Annotated in this window: 17 protein-coding genes and 1 tRNA gene; 14 read left to right on the forward strand and 4 right to left on the reverse strand. The window is 65.1% G+C overall.

Annotated elements, in window-relative coordinates:
* Window positions 1-104: 104 nt before the first annotated feature.
* Window positions 105-1,079 (reverse strand): endonuclease/exonuclease/phosphatase family protein, encoded by a 975-nt coding sequence (locus tag AC56LU_RS05885; protein ID WP_497174670.1) that lies wholly within the window; start codon window positions 1,077-1,079, stop codon window positions 105-107.
* A 38-nt stretch (window positions 1,080-1,117) separates the two neighbouring features.
* On the opposite strand from AC56LU_RS05885, the gene AC56LU_RS05890 reads away from it, so the two are divergent.
* The 3 genes from AC56LU_RS05890 to AC56LU_RS05900 all read left to right on the forward strand — a co-directional run bounded on the left by AC56LU_RS05890 (window position 1,118) and on the right by AC56LU_RS05900 (window position 3,057).
* Window positions 1,118-1,609, forward strand: coding sequence for an aminoacyl-tRNA deacylase (locus AC56LU_RS05890; RefSeq protein WP_497174671.1), 492 nt, complete (start codon window positions 1,118-1,120; stop codon window positions 1,607-1,609).
* Window positions 1,610-1,681: 72 nt separating this feature from the next.
* Window positions 1,682-2,302 (forward strand): glycerol-3-phosphate 1-O-acyltransferase PlsY, encoded by a 621-nt coding sequence (gene plsY / locus AC56LU_RS05895; protein WP_497174672.1) that lies wholly within the window; start codon window positions 1,682-1,684, stop codon window positions 2,300-2,302.
* Window positions 2,303-2,391: 89 nt separating this feature from the next.
* Window positions 2,392-3,057: a DsbA family oxidoreductase gene (locus AC56LU_RS05900; RefSeq protein WP_497174673.1), complete on the forward strand. Its 666-nt coding sequence runs from the start codon at window positions 2,392-2,394 to the stop codon at window positions 3,055-3,057.
* 40 nt (window positions 3,058-3,097) lie between these two features.
* On the opposite strand, the gene AC56LU_RS05905 is transcribed toward AC56LU_RS05900, so the two are convergent.
* The 3 genes from AC56LU_RS05905 to AC56LU_RS05915 all read right to left on the reverse strand — a co-directional run bounded on the left by AC56LU_RS05905 (window position 3,098) and on the right by AC56LU_RS05915 (window position 6,302).
* Window positions 3,098-3,946, reverse strand: a complete 849-nt coding sequence (locus AC56LU_RS05905; protein ID WP_497174674.1) for an endonuclease/exonuclease/phosphatase family protein — start codon at window positions 3,944-3,946, stop codon at window positions 3,098-3,100.
* Between the two features lie 110 nt (window positions 3,947-4,056).
* Complete coding sequence (gene tsaD, locus AC56LU_RS05910) at window positions 4,057-5,097, reverse strand: tRNA (adenosine(37)-N6)-threonylcarbamoyltransferase complex transferase subunit TsaD (protein ID WP_497174675.1); 1,041 nt, start codon at window positions 5,095-5,097, stop codon at window positions 4,057-4,059.
* A 143-nt stretch (window positions 5,098-5,240) separates the two neighbouring features.
* Window positions 5,241-6,302: a 3-deoxy-7-phosphoheptulonate synthase gene (locus AC56LU_RS05915; protein WP_497174676.1), complete on the reverse strand. Its 1,062-nt coding sequence runs from the start codon at window positions 6,300-6,302 to the stop codon at window positions 5,241-5,243.
* 120 nt (window positions 6,303-6,422) lie between these two features.
* Between AC56LU_RS05915 and ybiB the strand changes: the two genes are divergently transcribed.
* The 11 genes from ybiB (at window position 6,423) to AC56LU_RS05970 (ending at window position 19,200) form a co-directional block, all read left to right on the forward strand.
* Window positions 6,423-7,406 carry a DNA-binding protein YbiB gene (gene ybiB / locus AC56LU_RS05920; RefSeq protein WP_497174677.1) on the forward strand — a complete coding sequence of 328 codons (984 nt, stop codon included), beginning with the start codon at window positions 6,423-6,425 and terminating at the stop codon, window positions 7,404-7,406.
* 260 nt (window positions 7,407-7,666) lie between these two features.
* The gene (locus tag AC56LU_RS05925; RefSeq protein WP_497174678.1) at window positions 7,667-8,197 is read left to right on the forward strand and encodes a DUF4402 domain-containing protein; all 531 of its coding nucleotides are present in this window, start codon (window positions 7,667-7,669) and stop codon (window positions 8,195-8,197) included.
* Window positions 8,198-8,226: 29 nt separating this feature from the next.
* Entirely contained in the window at window positions 8,227-8,724 is a 498-nt protein-coding gene (locus AC56LU_RS05930) for a DUF4402 domain-containing protein (protein WP_497174679.1), read from the forward strand.
* A gap of 11 nt (window positions 8,725-8,735) precedes the next feature.
* A complete protein-coding gene (locus AC56LU_RS05935) occupies window positions 8,736-9,599 on the forward strand; it encodes a fimbrial biogenesis chaperone (RefSeq protein ID WP_497174680.1) in 864 nt (287 codons plus the stop codon).
* Between the two features lie 127 nt (window positions 9,600-9,726).
* Window positions 9,727-12,303 carry an MSCRAMM family protein gene (locus AC56LU_RS05940; protein WP_497174681.1) on the forward strand — a complete coding sequence of 859 codons (2,577 nt, stop codon included), beginning with the start codon at window positions 9,727-9,729 and terminating at the stop codon, window positions 12,301-12,303.
* A gap of 76 nt (window positions 12,304-12,379) precedes the next feature.
* On the forward strand, window positions 12,380-13,594 hold the full coding sequence (locus AC56LU_RS05945) for a BaiN/RdsA family NAD(P)/FAD-dependent oxidoreductase (protein ID WP_497174682.1): 1,215 nt from the start codon (window positions 12,380-12,382) through the stop codon (window positions 13,592-13,594).
* Between the two features lie 99 nt (window positions 13,595-13,693).
* Window positions 13,694-13,906, forward strand: coding sequence for a 30S ribosomal protein S21 (gene rpsU, locus AC56LU_RS05950; RefSeq protein ID WP_005665410.1), 213 nt, complete (start codon window positions 13,694-13,696; stop codon window positions 13,904-13,906).
* Window positions 13,907-14,032: 126 nt separating this feature from the next.
* Window positions 14,033-14,482: a GatB/YqeY domain-containing protein gene (locus AC56LU_RS05955; RefSeq protein WP_497174683.1), complete on the forward strand. Its 450-nt coding sequence runs from the start codon at window positions 14,033-14,035 to the stop codon at window positions 14,480-14,482.
* A 221-nt stretch (window positions 14,483-14,703) separates the two neighbouring features.
* A complete protein-coding gene (dnaG, locus tag AC56LU_RS05960) occupies window positions 14,704-16,500 on the forward strand; it encodes a DNA primase (protein ID WP_497174684.1) in 1,797 nt (598 codons plus the stop codon).
* A gap of 289 nt (window positions 16,501-16,789) precedes the next feature.
* Window positions 16,790-18,985, forward strand: coding sequence for an RNA polymerase sigma factor RpoD (rpoD, locus tag AC56LU_RS05965; protein WP_497174685.1), 2,196 nt, complete (start codon window positions 16,790-16,792; stop codon window positions 18,983-18,985).
* Window positions 18,986-19,121: 136 nt separating this feature from the next.
* A tRNA-Ile gene (locus AC56LU_RS05970) sits at window positions 19,122-19,200 on the forward strand.
* Window positions 19,201-19,373: the final 173 nt, after the last annotated feature.

Here is a 19,373-nt window from a genome sequence, read left to right on the forward strand (position 1 = left end):
ATGCCGGCGTTGAACGCGTGGGCGGCGCATAGGGAGCAGAATTATTCATTCCGCGGTGGAGCCGCCCACCCTACGAAAGCAAACCCGGCACTATCCTTGCCCGATCAATCCCGCCCGCCATGCGGCTGCCCGGCCTGCGAATACAGGCGGATGCGCGCCAGCACCTGCCCATGGTCCGAGGCTTCGCGCAGCCCGAGGTTGAGGTGGTCGTTCAGGTAAACCACATCGACCACCTCGCCGATCGCGTTCGGCAGCTGCGGATTGAATTCCTGCGACACCAGGATGTGGTCGATGGTCGAGTGGCGGCTTTCGTGCACGATCGAGAAGCCGACGTGGCGCAGGTTGTCCTGGTGCAGATGCAGGCGCGCGGCGTCGAACATGCGCTCGCCCAGCGGTGCGCCTTCGCCCAGCACGATCTCGGTGGTCACCGAATCGGCGACGTCGTTGAAGTCGCCCAGCACGATGCGCGGGCGCTGCTTGTCGCGCGCCATGTCGGTGAGGAGCACCCGTAGCGCGGTGGCCTCGGTGCCGCGCCGGATCAGCGAGCGCAGGCAGGCGAGGGCGTACAGGTTGGGGTCTTCGCCGGTGTCGCTGCTGCGGTAGTCGGGGCGGCGCGACTTGAGATGCACCACCACCACATCGATGACGATGCCCGGCGCCAGCTCGACCTCGGCGTGCAGCGGCGCGCGCGTGAAACGGTCCGGGTCGCGGCTGCCCGGCGGCATCGACACGCTCTCCGGGAACATCGCCATGGGTTGTCCGTGCGTGAGCACCGGCAGGCGCGAGACCAGCGCCACGCTCGGTGTCAGGCGCGGCGCTTCGGGATCGGGGTCGAAGCCCAGTTGGACCGCGTCGCGGTAGTGGCGGGTGCGCGCCAGTACCTCCCGCAGCGTGGCCTGCGAGAAGATTTCCTGGAAGCCGATCACGTCGGCATCGAGCAGGTCGATCTGGTGCGCGGTCCAGTTCAGCTTGGCCTCGTATTCCTCGGCCGTGCAGGGCGCCAGGTTCTCGTAGCAGCGCATGCCGGGCGGGGCCAGGTTGAAGGTGTTGAATGTGGCAAAGCGAATTTCTTGCTGCATAATAGAAACCCCTTAAGTTCATCTTTAGCGTACCACGCATGGCCAAGAAAGAGCACGTCTCTGAGACACCCGCGACCCAGTTCCTGCGCAAGCATGGTGTGGTTTTTAGCGAGCATCCTTACGAATACGAAGAGCACGGCGGCACAGCCGTTTCCGCGCGCGAACTGGGTGTACCTGAACATGATGTGGTCAAGACCCTGGTGATGCAGGACGAGGCGGCGCGGCCGCTGATCGTGTTGATGCATGGTGATTGCAAGGTATCGACCAAGAGTCTGGCGCGCGCGATTCCCTGCAAGTCGGTCGAACCCTGCAAACCCGAGGTGGCGCAGCGCCATTCGGGCTTCCTGGTCGGCGGTACTTCGCCTTTCGGCACCCGCAAGGCGATGCCGGTGTATGTCGAGGAGTCGATCCTGGCGCTGGACAAGATCTATATCAATGGCGGGCGGCGCGGTTACCTAGTCGGCATAGCGCCCGAGATCTTGATCAGCGTGCTGGGCGCGAAACCGGTGCAGTGTGCGCTGGCCGAGTAGCTCAGCGCAGGGCCGATGGTGTATAGTCCGAGCGCCTAGTATTTTGTGCCGAAAAGAAACTAAGAAAGAGACATGAACACCCTGATCGCCACCATCGCCGCCTACCTGATCGGCTCGATTTCCTTTGCAGTCGTGATGAGCCGCGTCTTCGGCCTGTCCGACCCGCGCACCTACGGTTCCAAGAACCCGGGCGCCACCAACGTGCTGCGCAGCGGCAGCAAGAAGGCGGCGATCGCGACCCTGGTCGGCGACGCCGCCAAGGGCTGGTTCGCGGTCTGGCTGGCGGTGCACTTCGGCCCGCAGTACGGCCTGGATGAGGGCGGCATCGCCCTGGTCGCGATCGCGGTGTTCCTGGGCCACCTGTGGCCGGTGTTCTTCCGTTTTGTCGGCGGCAAGGGCGTGGCGACCGCGCTCGGCGTGCTGCTCGGGATTAATCCGTGGCTCGGGCTGGCGACGCTGGCAACCTGGCTGATCGTGGCCTATGCCTTCCGCTATTCGTCGCTGGCGGCGCTGGTCGCCTCGATCTTCGCGCCCTTCTATTACGGCTTGCTGTTCGGCGCGGACGAGATCCTGTTCGCGGTGGCGGCGATGAGCGGCCTGCTCCTGTACCGCCACGGCAGCAATATCGCCAACCTGATGGCGGGCAAGGAGTCGAAGATCGGCAGCAAGGCGAAGGCCGCCGCCAAAAAATAGTTTGCCGCGCCACGCCACGACCGACATCGCGTTACCATATCGGATCCTGGCGCCGAGGGTGCCGCAACGAACAGGAAAGGTGGCAGCCCATGAGCAAGCAACTCAGGATCGATTTCGTATCGGACGTCTCGTGCCCGTGGTGCGCGATCGGCCTCGGCTCGCTGGAGCTGGCGCTCGGCCGTGTCAAGGCCGAGGTCGCGGCCGACATCCATTTCCAGCCCTTCGAGCTGAACCCGGACATGGGGCCGGACGGCCAGGACATCGTCGAGCACATCACCGAGAAGTACGGCGCCACCGCCGAGCAGCAGGCCAAGAGCCGCGAGATGATCCGCGCGCGTGGACTGGACGTCGGCTTCACCTTCGACATGGAGCGGCGCGGCCGCATCTACAACACCTTCGATGCCCACCGCCTGCTGTCCTGGGCCGAGGAAGAAGGCCGCCAGCGCGACCTCAAGATGGACCTGTTCGAAGCCTACTTCAGCCGCTGCGAAGACCCCAGCAACCACGACGTGCTGCTGCGCTGCGTCGAGCGCGTCGGCCTGGACCGCGAGCGGGCCCAGCGCATCCTGGCGTCCAACGACTACGCCGATGAGGTGCGCGAGCGCGAGCAGTTCTTCCAGCGCGCCGGCGTCCACTCGGTGCCGGCCATCATCATCAACCAGCGCCACCTGATCTCGGGCGGCCAGCCGCCGGAAGTGTTCGAGCAGGCGCTGCGCGACATCGCCGCGCGCAGCGAGGCCGCGCCCCGGGTGTAAGCGCGGGTCAGCTCAGTTTCAGCTCAGTTTCAGCTCAGTTTCAGTTCAGTTTCAAATCGAGCACGATCGGCTGATGGTCCGAGGCTGCGGTCTCGGACTGCACCTCCACCGTTGCCACGCGCGGCGCCAGGTCCTCGGTGACGAAGAAGAAATCGTAGCATTCCGGCCGCTCCGGCCACGGGTAGCCGTGCAGGCCGGTGGTGGGGGCGCGCGCCACGCCGCCGTGGACGACGCGCCAGGCGTCCAGGAAGGCCGGGGCGCCCTCGACCGGCGCCAGCATGGCCTGGTAATCGGGCGAGTCCGGCACGAAATTGAAGTCGCCGCACAGGATCGCCGAGGCCGGCCGAAAGCCCAGCTGGAAGGGCGCGTCCAGGTTCGGGTCGGGCTGGAAGACGCGGGCTCGGGCAGCGGCTTCCGCATGCAGCTCGCGGATGCGCTGCACCTGGGCCATGCGCTGCAGCGGCGAATGGTATTCGAGGTGGGTGGTCATCAGGCGCAGCTTGCCGCTGGGCGCGTCGATCACGGTCTCCATCAGTCCGCGCGGCATGCCGGCCGGGTGCCCGGGATCGACCGGCCAGGGCAGCAGGTGGCGGTGCACCTGCGAGATGCGGTACTTCGACAGGATCAGGTTGCCGAACAGGCGGGGAGAGTTGTTCTTGTAGAGTTCACTCGGGGCATGCTCCATCATGTGGTAGCCGCCGAAGGCGCCGCCCAGCTGCTTGAACTGGTTGGCGGTGGCGCCGCCGTCCAGTTCCGGATGGTTGGCCGCTACTTCCTGCAGGCAGACGACATCCGGATTCAGCCGTCGCAGGACGTCGATGATCGCGTGAATGCGAATCCGGCCGTCCTTGCCACAACCCCAACGAATGTTCCAACTTACAACGCGCATCGCTCACTCTCCGTAATACTTTACCGCCGGATATTGCCATCCTTTGGCACGGGGCGGTCACACGGTAGGATCGATGTCAGCCTGGCAAGTTCAATCCTAATAACAGGGCATCAAGCCGCTTCCAGCTCGTCCAGGGGCCAGCGCGGACGCACATTGAAGGCGTAGTCGCGCTGGGCCAGCGCCGGGTTGCGCTCGAGGCGCATGGCGCCGGCAAAGGCGATCATGGCGCCGTTGTCGGTGCAGAATTCCAGCTCCGGGTAATACACCTTGAACCTGCGCCTGGCGGCCGCCGCATTCAGCGATTCGCGCAGCTGGCGGTTGGCGCCGACGCCGCCGGCGATCACCAGGCGGTTCAAGCCGGTATGGCGCAGCGCATTCACGCACTTGGCGGTCAAGACCTCGACGATGGCATCGACGAAGCCGCGTGCGATGTTGGCCTTGTCCTGTTCGCAGATATTGGCCACCACTTTCTCCTCGTGGTTCTTGACCACTGTGAGCACGGCGGTCTTCAGGCCAGAGAAGCTGAAATTGAAATCCTTCGAGTGCAGCATCGGGCGCGGCAGCGTGTAGGCGCTTGGGTCGCCGAACTCGGCCAGGCGCGAGATCGCCGGACCGCCGGGATAGCCCAGGCCCAGCAGCTTGGCCGACTTGTCGAAGGCTTCGCCGGCGGCGTCGTCCAGCGTTTCGCCCAGCAGCGTGTAGCGGCCGACGCCGTCCACCCGCATCAGCTGGGTATGACCGCCCGAGACCAGCAGGGCGAGGAAGGGGAAGTCCGGGCGCTCGCTGGCCAGCAGCGGGGAGAGGAGGTGACCCTCGAGGTGGTGCACGCCCAGCACCGGCTTGTCCAGCGCCAGCGCCAGCGAGCAGGCCACCGAGGAACCGACCAGCAGCGCACCGGCCAGGCCCGGGCCCTGGGTGTAGGCGATGGCGTCGATGTGCGAGGCCGGCATGCCGGCGCGCTTGAGCACTTCTTCCAGCAGCGGCAGGGCGCGGCGGATGTGGTCGCGCGAAGCGAGCTCCGGCACCACGCCGCCATACTCTTCGTGCATGGCCACCTGCGAGTGCAGGGCGTGGGACAGCAGGCCGCGCTCGGTGTCGTACAGAGCCAGGCCGGTTTCATCGCAGGAGGATTCGACGCCGAGAACAATCATGGGGGAGAGCGGAAGGTAAAGCGGAATCCGCCATTGTACCGTAGGGTGGGCGGCTCGGCCGCCCACGCGTCCAACCAGCATATGAAAAGCCAATACGTCAGTTCATACGTGATTTGAACGCGCGTTCGGCAGCGCCGAACACCCTACGGACGTTGCAGCAATTCCTTGTGCGCGCCACGCAACATCGCCTCGGTCTCTTCCCACCCGATGCAGCCATCGGTCACCGAGCAGCCATACTTCAGCTGCGACAGGTCTTCCGGAATCGCCTGCGCGCCGCTGACGATGTTCGATTCGATCATGACGCCGACCAGCGAGCGGTTGCCGTGCTTGATCTGCTGGATCACGTCCGACATCACCAGCGGCTGCAGGTCCGGCTTCTTGTAGCTGTTGGCGTGCGAGCAGTCCACCACCAGGTTGGCCGGCAGCCCGGCCTTCTTCAGCGCGCCTTCGGCGATCGCCACCGACACCGAGTCGTAGTTCGGACGGCCGCCGCCGCCGCGCAACACCACGTGGCCGTAGGCATTGCCGCTGGTGCGCACGATCGAGACCGTGCCCTGGCCGTTGATGCCCAGGAAGGCGTGCGGGTTGGCCGAGGACAGCACGGCGTTGATCGCGATGCTGACGTCGCCGTCGGTGCCGTTCTTGAAGCCGACCGGGGTCGACAGGCCGGACGACATCTCGCGGTGGGTCTGCGATTCGGTGGTGCGCGCGCCGATCGCGGTCCAGGCGATCAGGTCGCCCAGGTATTGCGGCGAGATCGGGTCCAGCGCTTCGGTGGCGGTCGGCAGGCCCAGTTCGCACACATCGAGCAGGAAGCGGCGCGCGCGTTCCATGCCGACGTCGACGCGGAAGGAGTCGTCCATGAAGGGGTCGTTGATATAGCCCTTCCAGCCGGTGGTGGTGCGCGGCTTTTCGAAATACACGCGCATCACCAGCACCATGGTGTCTGCTACCTCGGCCTGCAAGGCCTTGAGGCGGCGCGCATAGTCGAGGCCGGCCTCCGGATCGTGGATCGAGCAGGGCCCGACGACCACGAACAGGCGCCCGTCCTTGCGGTCGAGGATGTTGCGCAGCGTTTCGCGGCCCGCCATCACGGTGGCGAAGGCGCGGTCGCTCAGGGGCAGCGAAGCGTGGAGTTCGGTCGGCGTGGGCATCTGGCCGAACGAACTGACGTTGGTGTTTTCAATGGCAGGCGTGTTGATCATGGCGCTGTTATGTCTGGAGAGAATGTCCAGTGTAGACCGAAAATGCTGCACTTGCACACCGTTGGCCAAAAACTCATGAGACCGCGCACAGGCAAGATCCAGGCGTTGTATGCTTGCATGATGAATGCAAACACAGACCAGAATACGGGCAAGAGCGCCGATCGATTCGCCGCCGCCCCCTTCATCAAGGAGATCGGCCGCGGCGTGAAAGGCGCGCGCAGCATGTCGCGCGAGGATGCGCGGGCGCTGTACACGGCCATGCTCGAAGGCCGCGTGTCCGACCTTGAACTGGGCGCGATCCTGATGGCGATGCGCATCAAGGGCGAGTCCGTGGACGAGCTGGCCGGCTTCATGGAGGCGGCGGAAAGCGCATTCGCGCCGCTGCCTGCGCCGCCGGGCGACTATGCCCCGGTCGTAATCCCGAGCTACAACGGCGCGCGCAAGCTGGCCAACCTGACCCCGCTGCTGGCGCTGCTGCTGGCGCGCGAGGGCGTCCCGACCCTGGTGCACGGCGTGCGCACGGATCCGGGGCGCATCACCACGGCCGAAATCCTCGCCGAGCTCGGCCTGGCAGAAGCGGGTTCCAGCACCGACATCCTCGACGCCTTCGCCAGCCGGCGCCCTGCCTTCATTCCGATCGAAGGGCTGGCCCCGAGCCTGGCCCACATGCTGTCGCTGCGCCGCATCCTCGGGGTGCGCAGTTCGACGCATACCCTGGTGAAAATCCTGCAGCCCTTCGAGGGCCCGGCCCTGCGCCTGGTGTCATACACCCATCCGGAATACCTGGAGACGCTGGGCGCCTACTTCTGCACGGCGGCGCCGGCGGCGCGCGGCGACGCCTTCCTGATGCGCGGCACCGAAGGCGAGACCGTCGCCAATCCGCACCGCGCCCAGCAGATCGACTGGTTCCACGGCGGCCAGCGCACCCTGCTGGTGGAGCGCGACGCGCCGGCCGACGAGCTGTCCCAGGTGCCGGAGGGGCGTGACGCGGCCGGCACCGCCGCCTGGATCGCCGCGGCCTTGCGGGGCGAGGTGCCGGTCCCGCGCCCGATCGCGGCGCAGGTCGCCCGCTGCATCGAGGTTGCACGCAGCTTGCGACGCTGAAAACCTTGCACTCATCAGCAGAAAGGCCATCCCGCGGGATGGCCTTTCTGCTTTCCAGGCCGTGACGTTCTTGCCTGCAATCTTCCAAAGAGATGACTTCGCGCAACAAGTCGACCTTATTTTGTTGCAACATGGAAAAACGATACCGAACTCCAATGCAAACAGTTTCTATCGTAACAACAACGCTTGAGGTGTCGTGATAAGGAAAATCCGTCCGGCTCGCAGGATGCCGTTCCGCCACACTCTGAAGGAAGACCAGAATGACCAAGCACTCCCGTCTCACCCATGCAGCCCTGGCCACGCTCGCGCTGGCGATCAGCGCCGCCACCGGCAGCGCCATTGCTGCCCAGGCCACCGCCACCTCGACCAGCACCGTGGTTACCCCGATCGCGATCACCAAGGCCGCCGACCTGTCGTTCGGCAGCTTCGCAGCGAGCGGCACGAGCGGCACCGTCACCGTCACGCCGGGCGGCACCCGCTCGGTCAGCGGCGGCGTCACGGCTGCCGGCGGCACCGCCAGCGCAGCCCGCTTCGACGTCACCGGGTCGGGGTCGATGACCTATTCGATCGCGTTCACCGGCGCCGCCACGCTGAGCGACGGCACCAATACCATGGCCTTCACCCGGATCAGCGACCTGAGCGCGAGCGCGGCCACCAGCGGCGACGTGTCGTCCGGCACCCTGAGCAGCGGCGCCCAGTCGATCTTCGTCGGCGGCGTGCTGGCGGTGAATGCCAGCCAGCCGGCCGGCACCTACACCGGCTCGGTCATCGCGACCGTCGAGTACAACTGAGCCCCGCGCTTGCGGCCTGGCCTGACCTGATGGTGCCGCTACGCTACCGTTCCCTCCGGCTCGCCGGCACGAAAGTGCTGGCGGCGCTCGTAGGGCTGTCCACGGTCCTTGGGGTACATGCCCAGCAGGTCGTACTCAGCAACACGCGCGGCCTGGAGTTCGGCCGCTTCGTCGCCGGCACCGGCGGCACGATCACCGTGAGCCCGGCAGGCGTGCGCTCGCGCACCGGCGGGATCGTGCTGCTCAATTCCCCGGGCGTCGGCCAGGCCGGCTTCAGCGTGGGCCGAAGCGGCAACGGCGGCAACAACAAGGCCGTAAGCATCTCGGTGCCGGCCAATGGCAGCATCCGCCTGAGTAGCGGGGGCAACAGCATGGCCGTCGACAGTTTCGTCAACAACCCCGCTGCCATCCTGACGGTGCCAACCGGCGGCACCACCCTGTCGATCGGCGCCACCTTGAACGTGGCCCCGAACCAGCCTCCCGGGACGTATTCCGGTTCGTTTCCCTTGACCGTCAATTTTCAGTAGGTTTCCCCGCCATGTTTTCCCTGACCTTCGCTCTGCGCTTCGACCTGCCAGGCTCGACCCTGCTTCGCTCCATGCTGGCCGCGCTGCTGCTGGCGCTGTCCTGGCCCGCGCAGGCGGACCTGATGCTGCATCCGACCCGGATCGTCTTCGACAAGAACACACGCGCCGCCCAGGTCGAGCTGATCAACAACGGCACGACACCGGCCAGCTACCGGATCTCGCTGGTCAACCGGCGCATGCTCGAGTCCGGCAAGTTCGAGCCGGCCGACGCCCCGGCCGAGGGCGAACGCTTCGCCGACGGCATGCTGCGCTATTCGCCGCGCCAGGTCACGCTGCAGCCGGGCACCGCCCAGACGGTGCGCATCATGCTGCGAAAACCCGCCGACCTGCCTGAAGGCGAGTACCGCTCGCATCTGCTGTTCGACAAGCTGCCGGATGCCGACGGCAGCACCAGCATCGAGAACCAGGGCGCGCAAAGCGGCCACATCGGCGTGATGATGAATGCCCTGGTCGGCGCCTCGATGCCGGTGATCGTGCGCCACGGGAACGTCGGCGCGACGGTCAGCCTGGCCGGGCTGGCGCTGCAGAAAGATGCCAGGAGCCCGATGCTGTCGCTGCGCTTCGAGCGCGAGGGCGCGGGCTCGGTGTACGGCGACCTCATGATCAGCTTCACGCCGCGCGGCGGCAAGCCGCAGGTCCTCGCCCAGGTGGCCGGCATCGCCGTCTATAGCCCCAACCGCGTGCGCCAGGCCGCGCTGCCGCTGGAAGTGCCGAAAGGCCTGCAGCTGGCCGGCGGCACCCTCGACGTCGCCTTCCGCGACCGGCCGGAAGCGGGCGGCAAACTGCTTGCGCAGGCCAGCCTGAACCTGCCTTGATTGGCATGCATGCCTGGAGATTGACAAGCGACCTGTTCGAGCAGTAGCTGTGCAGCGCCTTCGTACCGGTGTCCTCCTTGCAGGCTTGTTGTTGCTCCCGGCGGCGCCGCCGGTGGCGGCGGCGCCCATGCCCGCCCTTGAGACCAACCTGGTCCTGCTCGAGGTCCGGCTCGACAACCAAGTATTGTCCGATGCCGTCAACGGCTATGAGATCGGGCGCGACGTGTTCCTGCCGCTTGGCGAACTGGCGCGCCTGCTGACCCTGTCCATCCGGGTGACGCCGGGCGAGGGCAGGGCCAGCGGCTATATCCTGCGCGAAGAGCGGGCCTTCAGCCTCGACGTGCCGGGCCGGGTGGTCGAGATCGCCGGACAGCGGCAGGAGCTCGACCGGACGCAGTGCAAGCTGCACCCCGACGAAATCTATGTGGCCAGCAAGCTGCTGGCGCGCTGGCTGCCGGTCGACCTCGAGATCGACATGCCCAACCTGGCCCTCAGGGTGCGCCCGCGCGAAACGCTGCCGCTGCAGGCCAGGCTGTCCCGGCGCGAGCGCGGCAAGCTGCCGGGCACGCCGGGCGGCTACCAGGAGCCCGGCTACCCGCGCCTGGCCACGCCCTACCAGCAGGCCGGCGTGCCCTTCATCGACCAGACCCTCGGCTTCTCGACCAGCAAGCTCAAGGACAACAGGCAGACCGAGGCCAGCTACACCGCCTACCTGACGGCCGACCTGCTCGGCATGGAGGCGGCCCTCTACGCGAGCCATGCCAGCCAGGACCGGAACGACCCGTCGCGCGGCCTGCGCCTGACGCTCGGCCGCAACGACCCGGACGCCGGCCTGCTCGGCCCGCTGCGGGCGCGTACCGCACTGTTCGGCAGCGTGCCGCTGCCGGGCGTGCCCACCATCGCCGCCAGCAGCCCGACCGGCGATGGTGTGCTGGTGAGCAACCGTCCGCTCGACCAGCCGACCAGCTTCGACCGCCACACCCTGCAGGGGCCGCTGCTGCCGGGCTGGGACGTCGAGCTGTTCTACAACGAGGCGCTGGTCGGCTTCCAGCACTCGCGCCCGGACGGCAAGTACAGCTTCGAGGACCTGCCGCTGGCTTACGGCCCCAACGAATTCCGGCTGGTGTTCCATGGTCCGCTGGGCCAGCTGCGGGTGGAGCGCCACAGCTTCCTGCTGGAGCAGTCGGCGGTGCCGCGCGGCGCGCTGTATTACGATGTCGGCGCACACCGCGACCTGCTCGGGCGGGAGCGGGCGCTGGCGCAGTTCGAATGGGGCGTCAGCGAGCGCATCAATGCCACCGGGGGCTGGCAGCGCGTACCGCTTTTCGACGGCAGCGACCGCCACTACGCCAACCTCGGCCTGCGCAGCTACTGGAACGGCCTGATCGCGACGGCCGATGTGGTCAAGGCGCAGGGCGGCGGCAGCCTGGCGCAGCTGGGCCTGAAAACCCGCATCGGCAACGTGGCGCTGTCGGCCAGCCACGCCTGGCTCGACCGTTTCCAGAGCGAATTCTTTACCCAGGGCCCCGACCCGGTCCGGCTGCGCGACGAAGTGCGGCTCGAGGGCGCGGTGGCGCCTGGCGGCGCGCAGTATTTTCCAGTGGCCCTCCAGGTGCGGCACGACCGGCTGGCGTCCGGCACCCGCAACATCGACGTGCAGGGACGGATCTCGGCCTACCGCGGCGGCGTCGCCTTGACCAAGGCGCTGCGCTGGGCCTCGCTGGGCGGCAACGAGATGGCCGACGGCCAGTTCCAGGTGAGCCGGCGCGTGGCCGGCATCGGCCTGAGCGGCCAGCTGCAGTATGCGATCCTGCCGGAGGCGATGCTGGGCAGCGCGGCGGTGTCGGCCGACTATGCCATGGGTGACGGTTACCTCTTGAACCTCGGCCTGATGCGCAGCTTCCAGGACCGCGAGATGCGCGCCTTCGGTGGCATCAACAAGAGCCTGGGCAGCTACGGGCTGGGGATCAACGGCTTCTATACCAACCGCCACGATTACGGACTGGGCCTGCAGTTCTTCATGGCCATGGGCCTGGAGCCGCGCAGCAGGCGCATCATGTTGGATGCGCAGCCGATGGCCGGCATGGGCTCGGCCTCGATCCGGGTATTCCTCGACCGCGACCTGAACGGCGTCATGGATGGCGCGGACGAAGCCATCCAGGGGGCGGGGTTCACGGTGAACGGCGCCAGTTACGCGGTGCGCACCGACGCCGGCGGCATTGCGTATCTGCCGCGCCTGCCGGCCTACCAGAATACCGACATCGGGCTGGACCCGAACACGCTGGAGGATCCGCAATGGCTGCCGCGCACGCCGGGCGTGCGCATCGTGCCGCGGCCGGGCAAGGTCAGCCAGCTGGAATTCGCGGTGAGCCTGACCGGGGAGGTCGACGGGACCACCTACCTGGTCGCGAACGGCAAGCGCAAGGCGATCGGCGACCTGCAGCTGGAGCTGGTGGATGCTTCGCGCAAGGTGGTGGCGACCATGCGCAGCGCGGCGGACGGGTACTACGTCATGAACGGTATTTTCCCGGGAGAGTACTTCCTGCGGGTGTCGCCGGAGCAGCTCAAACGCCTGGGGCTGACCGATACCGGCATGCACATCGTGACGATCGGGCGCGACGGGACGGTGCTGAACGGGCGCGACCTGGACGTGCGCGCGCTCGAGGCGACCGAGCTGGCCGCCTCGAGCGCGCGTCCCCGTTAAGCACGCCACGCACGCCAAGCATATACAATGGCCGGTTTGGCGAATCGAACGCCAGGCAAGGACACGGTAACAGGGCATGGCAAAACACTACGATGTGGCAGTAATCGGCGCCGGCGCCGCCGGCATGATGTGCGCGGCCGTCGCCGCCCAGCGCGGCAAGCGCGTGGTGCTGCTCGACCATGCCACGCGCCTGGCCGAGAAGATCCGCATCTCCGGCGGCGGGCGCTGCAATTTCACCAACGTGGGCGCCGCCCCGGCCAACTTCCTGTCGCAGAACCCGCATTTCTGCCGCAGTGCGCTGTCGCGCTACACCCCGCAGGATTTCCTCGGCCTGGTGAAAAAGCACCGCATCGCCTGGCACGAGAAGCACAAGGGCCAATTGTTTTGCGACGACTCGTCCGAGCGCATCATCGAGATGCTGCGCGCAGAGTGCGCCCAGGGCGAGGTCAGCTGGCGCATGCCCTGCAAGGTCGGCGCCATCGAAAAAACCGGGTCCGGCTTCCTGGTGACGGCGGAGGGCGGCGACATCAGCTGCGACAGCCTGGTGGTCGCCACCGGCGGCCTGTCGATCCCGAAGATCGGCGCCACCGACTTCGGCTACCGTATCGCCACCCAGTTCGGCCTGCGGATCGTCGAGCCGCGTCCGGGCCTGGTGCCGCTGACCTTCGACGGCCCGAGCTGGGAAGCCTTCGTGCCGCTGGCCGGCATCGCGCTGGAAGTGGAGGTGAGCACGGGTGGCACGGGCAAGGGAAAAGAGAAAACGCAGCGCGGCCACTTCCGCGAAGACCTGCTGTTCACCCACCGCGGCCTGTCGGGCCCGGCGATCCTGCAGATCTCGAGCTATTGGCAGCCCGGCACTCCGATCGTGCTCGACCTGCTGCCCGAGAGGGATGTGGCCGAGGAACTGATCGCCATGAAGACCACGGTGAAAAAGCAGCTCGGCAATGTACTGGCGGGCTGGCTGCCGGCGCGCCTGGCCGACGGCCTATTAGTCGCCAACGGTTTCGCGCCCGACGCCCGCCTGGCCGACATGGCCGACGCCAGGCTGCGCAAGCTGGGCGACGCCATCAACCGCTGGGCCATCGTTCCGACCGGTTCGGAAGGCTACAAGAAGGCCGAGGTGACCCTGGGCGGCGTGGACACGCGCGAGCTGTCGCAGCAGACAATGATGGCCAACGCGGTGCCGGGCCTGTATTTCATTGGCGAGACGGTCGACGTGACCGGCTGGCTGGGTGGCTATAACTTCCAGTGGGCGTGGGCGTCGGGCTACGTGGCAGGCAGCAGTGTCTGAGCGGTGTGGCAATCGTGGAACAGCGCCATAAAAGCTTCCACTGCGCCGCAAATGATGCTAAACTTTCGTTCTTCCTAAATCCAACGGTTTCATTTTTACATGACCACTATCCGCCTTAAAGAAAACGAGCCGTTCGAAGTCGCTATGCGTCGCTTCAAGCGCACTATCGAAAAAACCGGTCTGCTGACCGAACTGCGCGCTCGCGAGTTCTACGAAAAGCCAACTGCAGAGCGTAAGCGCAAGCTGGCCGCCGCAGTGAAGCGCCACTACAAGCGCATCCGCAGCCAGCAGCTGCCGAAGAAGCTGTACTAATCAGACTGCATTGACGGCTTGGTCCGGTGACAACATTGTCCCGGCGAGTCGCTGAGCGTCCGCAAGCCCGCTCCGGTTTTACCGCGGCGGGTTTTGTCGTTTATATCATTCGAATATGGAGGAATCGTGAGCTTGAAAGCCCAAATCACCGAGGACATGAAGAATGCGATGCGCGCCAAGGAAAGCGCACGCCTGGCCACTATCCGCCTGATCCTTGCCGAGATCAAGCGCAAGGAAGTCGACGAGCAGATCGAAGTGGACGATACCCAGACCCTGGCCATCGTCGAAAAGATGATCAAGCAGCGCAAGGATTCGATCACCCAGTTCGAAGCCGGCGGCCGTGCCGACCTGGCCGATATCGAGAAGGCCGAGCTGGTGATCCTGTCGGCGTACATGCCGGCCGGGCTGTCGGACGAGGAAATCGCCGCTGAAGTCCGCGCCGCGGTGACCTCGACCGGCGCTGCCGGTCCGCAGGACATGGGCAAGGTAATGGGTGTGCTGAAGCCGAAGCTGGCGGGGCGTGCGGACATGACGGTCGTTTCCGGCCTGGTCAAGAAGGCGCTTTCCGGCGGCTGATCACGCTGTACTTGCACGCGTGGGCGGGAGACCCACCCACCCTACGGGAACGTGGTCTCGTAGGGTGGGCAGGTTTCCTGCCCACGCGTTCAACCAGCTGTTGAATAGCCGCGACGCGCTTTCCAGAAGCAAGCCCATCCAAACGGATGCCTTGTCGTAAATCAACTTGCAGTCACCGCTGCGGTATAGTCTGAGTTGAGCCAAACACTGAGTACCTCCTAGTGATTCCGCAATCCTTCATCACCGATTTGCTCAATCGTGTCGACATCGTCGACATCGTTGGCCGCTACGTCCAGCTGAAAAAGGGCGGGGCCAACTACATGGGCCTGTGCCCGTTTCACAACGAAAAGTCCCCTAGCTTCACGGTCAGCCCGACCAAGCAGTTCTACCACTGCTTCGGCTGCGGCGCCCACGGCACCTCGATCGGCTTCCTGATCGAATACTCGGGCATGGGCTTCATCGATGCCGTCAAGGACCTGGCCCAGGGCGTGGGCATGGTGGTGCCGGACCAGGACGACAAGATACCGCCGCAGCAGCGCGCCGCCCAGCAGGCCCAGTCGCTCGCCATGACCGAGGCGCTGAACCAGGCCTGTACTTATTACAGGGCACAGTTGCGCGAAGCGCCCAACGCCATCGCCTACCTGAAAAACCGCGGCCTGACCGGCGAAGTGGCGGCCCGCTTTGGCATGGGCTACGCCCCCGGCGGCTGGGACAACCTGCGCTCGGTCTTCCCCGACTACGACGCCCTGGCGCTGGTCGAATCCGGCCTGGTGATCGACAAGGTCGACGAGGACGGCAACAACAAGAAACGCTACGACCGCTTCCGCGAGCGCGTCATGTTCCCCATTCGCAATACCAAAGGCCAGGTGATCGGCTTCGGCGGCCGCGTGCTCGACGGCGGCGAACCGAAATACCTGAACTCGCCTGAAACGCCGCTGTTCCAGAAAGGCCTGGAACTGTACGGCCTGTTCGAGGCGCGGCAAAGCATCCGTGACGCCGGCTACGTGCTGGTGACCGAGGGCTATATGGACGTCGTCGCCCTGGCCCAGCTCGGCTTTCCGCAGGCCGTCGCCACGCTCGGCACCGCCTGCACCAGCACCCACGTGCAAAAGCTGCTGCGCCAGACCGACAACGTGATCTTCAGCTTCGACGGCGACAAGGCCGGCCGCCGCGCCGCGCGCCGCGCGCTGGAAGCCTGCCTACCGCAGGTGACGGATGACAAGACCATCAAGTTCCTGTTCCTGCCGCAAGAGCACGACCCGGACAGCTTCGTGCGCGAGCGCGGCGCCGATGCCTTCGAGCAGGAAATCCATGAGGCGATGCCGCTGTCGCAATTTTTGCTGCGCGAAGTGACGGCCGAGCACGACCTGGGCACGCCGGAGGGCAGGGCACACGCCCAGCACGAAGCCAAGCCGCTGCTGCAGTCGATGGCGCCGACATCGCTGCGCCTGCAGATCGTGCGCGGATTGGCGAGCCTGACCGAATCGACATCGGCCGAGATCGAATCGTTGTTTGAACTGTCCAAGCCCGTATCGGTGGTGCGCCGTGCCCCGCCGCGCCAGGGCCGTCCGAAACCGGTCGGGCTGGAACTGCAAATGTTGCGCATCATGGTGTCGCATCCGCAACTGGCGCACCAGATGGACGAGTCGGCCCAGGCCGCGTTCGACTATTTCGGGCAAGAAGCAGCCGACGGCCTGCGCCACCTGGTCCAGCTGGCGCAAAGCCTGGGCGAACACGGCACCTTCGCGGCCTTGTCACAACAGTTAAAGGAAGTGACGGCAGAATACGACAGCTTGATCTCGGAAATCGCCGCTGAGCCGGAATCCGACGTTGAGGCAGATCGAATCTGGCTGCTCAGTGCTGTGCGCCAAATCAAGAAGGACGCTTTAAAACAAGAACTTAACCAGTTGTTTTCTTCCGGACTGTCCCCAGATCAGGTGAGCACTCGCTATCGCGAGATCGTTGCCCAGCAGGACCTTCTGGACCGTGAAGATGCAGCGGCCATGACGCCCCGTTAATGGATGTCTACGGCCACAACCGTGGTCATTTGTGCAACTTGGAAAAATAGGGGTGCGTGCTATAATAAAACGCTAACTATTGCAAGCTTTGAAACTATTTGGTGTTTCAATCGCGGCGTGGAGTTTCAGTTAGCGAGGCAACTGTTGTTGCCTGCAGGGTGATGTAAGGTAACAAAAAACTTTATCTTTAACCATCGTAAAGTTAGTCGTTGTGACTTCGAAAGCGCCTGTGCCAACCAAGAAACCCGAAACCAAAGTGGTTGCAAAAGCCACCAGAGCGTCCGCCAAGGTGGACAAAGGCCAAGACCAGGCCGAGGTTCGTACGGCGAGCCCGGCTCCGGTCAGCGCGACGACCGATGCTGCCGCCCTGGCCGCCATCGATACGTCCGGCTACGTCCTGCCATCCGTCAAAGTGCCCGGACGCCGTGGCCGCAAGCCCAAGGAATTCACGCCCGAGAACGACGAGATCGCCGCACTCAACGCGGTCGAGCGCGCCGAACTGAAAGCCGCGGACAAGGCCAAGGCCAAGGACCGCAAGGCCAAGGAAAAAGCGCTGCTGAAAGACGCGTTCTCGTCGGATACCGAAGCGAGCGAGGAAGAGCTCGAGATCCGCCGCAACAAGCTCAAGGCCCTGATCAAGTCGGGCAAGGAGCGCGGCTTCCTCACGTATTCCGAGATCAACGACCACCTGCCGGACAATATCGTCGATCCGGAAGCGATCGAAGGCATCATCGGCACCTTCAACGACATGGGCATTGCCGTCTACGAGCACGCCCCTGACGCTGAAACCCTGCTGCTGTCCGACAACGTCGCCACCGTCACCAGCGACGACGAAGCCGAAGCGGCCGCCGAAGCGGCCCTGTCGACCGTCGACTCCGACTTCGGCCGCACCACCGACCCTGTCCGCATGTACATGCGCGAAATGGGCTCGGTCGAGCTCTTGACGCGCGAAGGCGAAATCGAGATCGCCAAGCGCATCGAAGACGGCCTGAAGGACATGATCCAGGCCATCTCGGCCTGCCCGGTGACCATCGCCGAGATCATCGACGCCGCCAGCAAGATCGAGAAGGACGAGATCAAGATCGACGAGATCGTCGACGGCCTGGTCGACGAGGAGGGCGAGGAGCAGACCGCGCCGACCGCGGTCGCCCCGACCTCGACCGACGATGAAGACGAGGACGAAGACGAAGCTGAAGAAGCAGAGGAAGAGGAAGAAGAAGGCGGCGCTGCCTCCGGCGCGGCCGGCTACTCGGCCGAGCAGCTCGAGGCGCTGAAGCAGAATGCCCTCGGCAAGTTCGACAACATCGCCCAGCAATTCGACAAGATGCGCAAGGCCTTCGAGAAGGACGGCTACAACAGCAAGGCCTACGTCAAGGCGCAAGAATCGATCTCCGACGAGCTGCTGGGCATCCGCTTCACCGCCAAGGTGGTCGAGAAGCTGTGCGACACCCTGCGCGGCCAGGTGGATGAAGTGCGCCACATCGAGAAGCAGATCCTGGATGTGGCCGTGAACCGCTGCGGCATGCCGCGTGCCCACTTCATCAAGGTATTCCCGGGCAACGAGACGAACCTGGAATGGGTCGACGGCGAAGTGAACGCCGGCCATGCCTACAGCGCCATCCTGGGCCGCAACATCCCGACCATCAAGGAACTGCAGCAACGCCTGATCGACCTGCAAGCCAGGGTCGTGCTGCCGCTGCCGGACCTGCGCAACATCAACCGCCAAATGGCCGCCGGCGAAATGAAGGCGCGCAAGGCCAAGCGCGAGATGACCGAGGCCAACCTGCGCCTGGTGATCTCGATCGCCAAGAAGTACACCAACCGCGGCCTGCAGTTCCTCGACCTGATCCAGGAAGGCAATATCGGCCTGATGAAGGCGGTGGACAAGTTCGAATACCGCCGTGGTTATAAATTCTCGACCTACGCGACGTGGTGGATCCGCCAGGCCATCACCCGCTCGATCGCGGACCAGGCGCGCACCATCCGTATTCCGGTGCACATGATCGAGACGATCAACAAGATGAACCGGATCTCGCGCCAGATCCTGCAGGAGACCGGCGCCGAGCCGGATCCGGCCACCCTCGCCATCAAGATGGAGATGCCGGAAGATAAGATTCGCAAGATCATGAAGATCGCGAAGGAACCGATTTCGATGGAGACGCCGATCGGCGACGACGACGATTCGCACCTGGGCGACTTCATCGAGGACAACAACACGCTGGCGCCGTCGGACGCCGCGCTGCACGCCTCGATGCGCGGCGTGGTGAAGGACGTGCTGGACTCGCTGACCCCACGCGAAGCCAAGGTGCTGCGCATGCGCTTCGGTATCGAGATGTCGACCGACCACACGCTGGAAGAGGTGGGCAAGCAGTTCGACGTGACCCGCGAGCGCATCCGCCAGATCGAAGCGAAGGCGCTGCGCAAGCTGCGTCACCCGTCGCGCTCGGACAAGCTGAAGAGCTTCCTCGAGGGTAGCAGCGGTTGATTGTTGTAAGCTGGCCTTGAAGGTAAGGCTTGACGGCGCTGTACTAAAAGCAATATCCTCTCGCCACTCTGCTCCTACGGTTCCGCGCCGTTGGAGCGGGTGGCGAGCGTTCTTTCTAGCCACTGTCCCGATTTCCGGGCCTCTAGCTCATGCTTGGTTAGAGCAGCGGACTCATAATCCGTTGGTGCCCGGTTCGACTCCGGGGAGGCCTACCAATAAAAACAAGGGCTTAGAGTGCACAGACCGATTGGGTTTGCTGCTCCCTCTAGGCTCGTGCTTTTCTAGTACCCATGTAGTACCCTATTTCATCAATGAAGGTGTTTGCACTCTAGTCTTTGGACCCCCACCCTAGGCTGGCATCTCAGGCATGATAAACCCCTTCAGGTTG

It is taken from the genome of Telluria sp. PB2R4 (assembly GCF_059685695.1).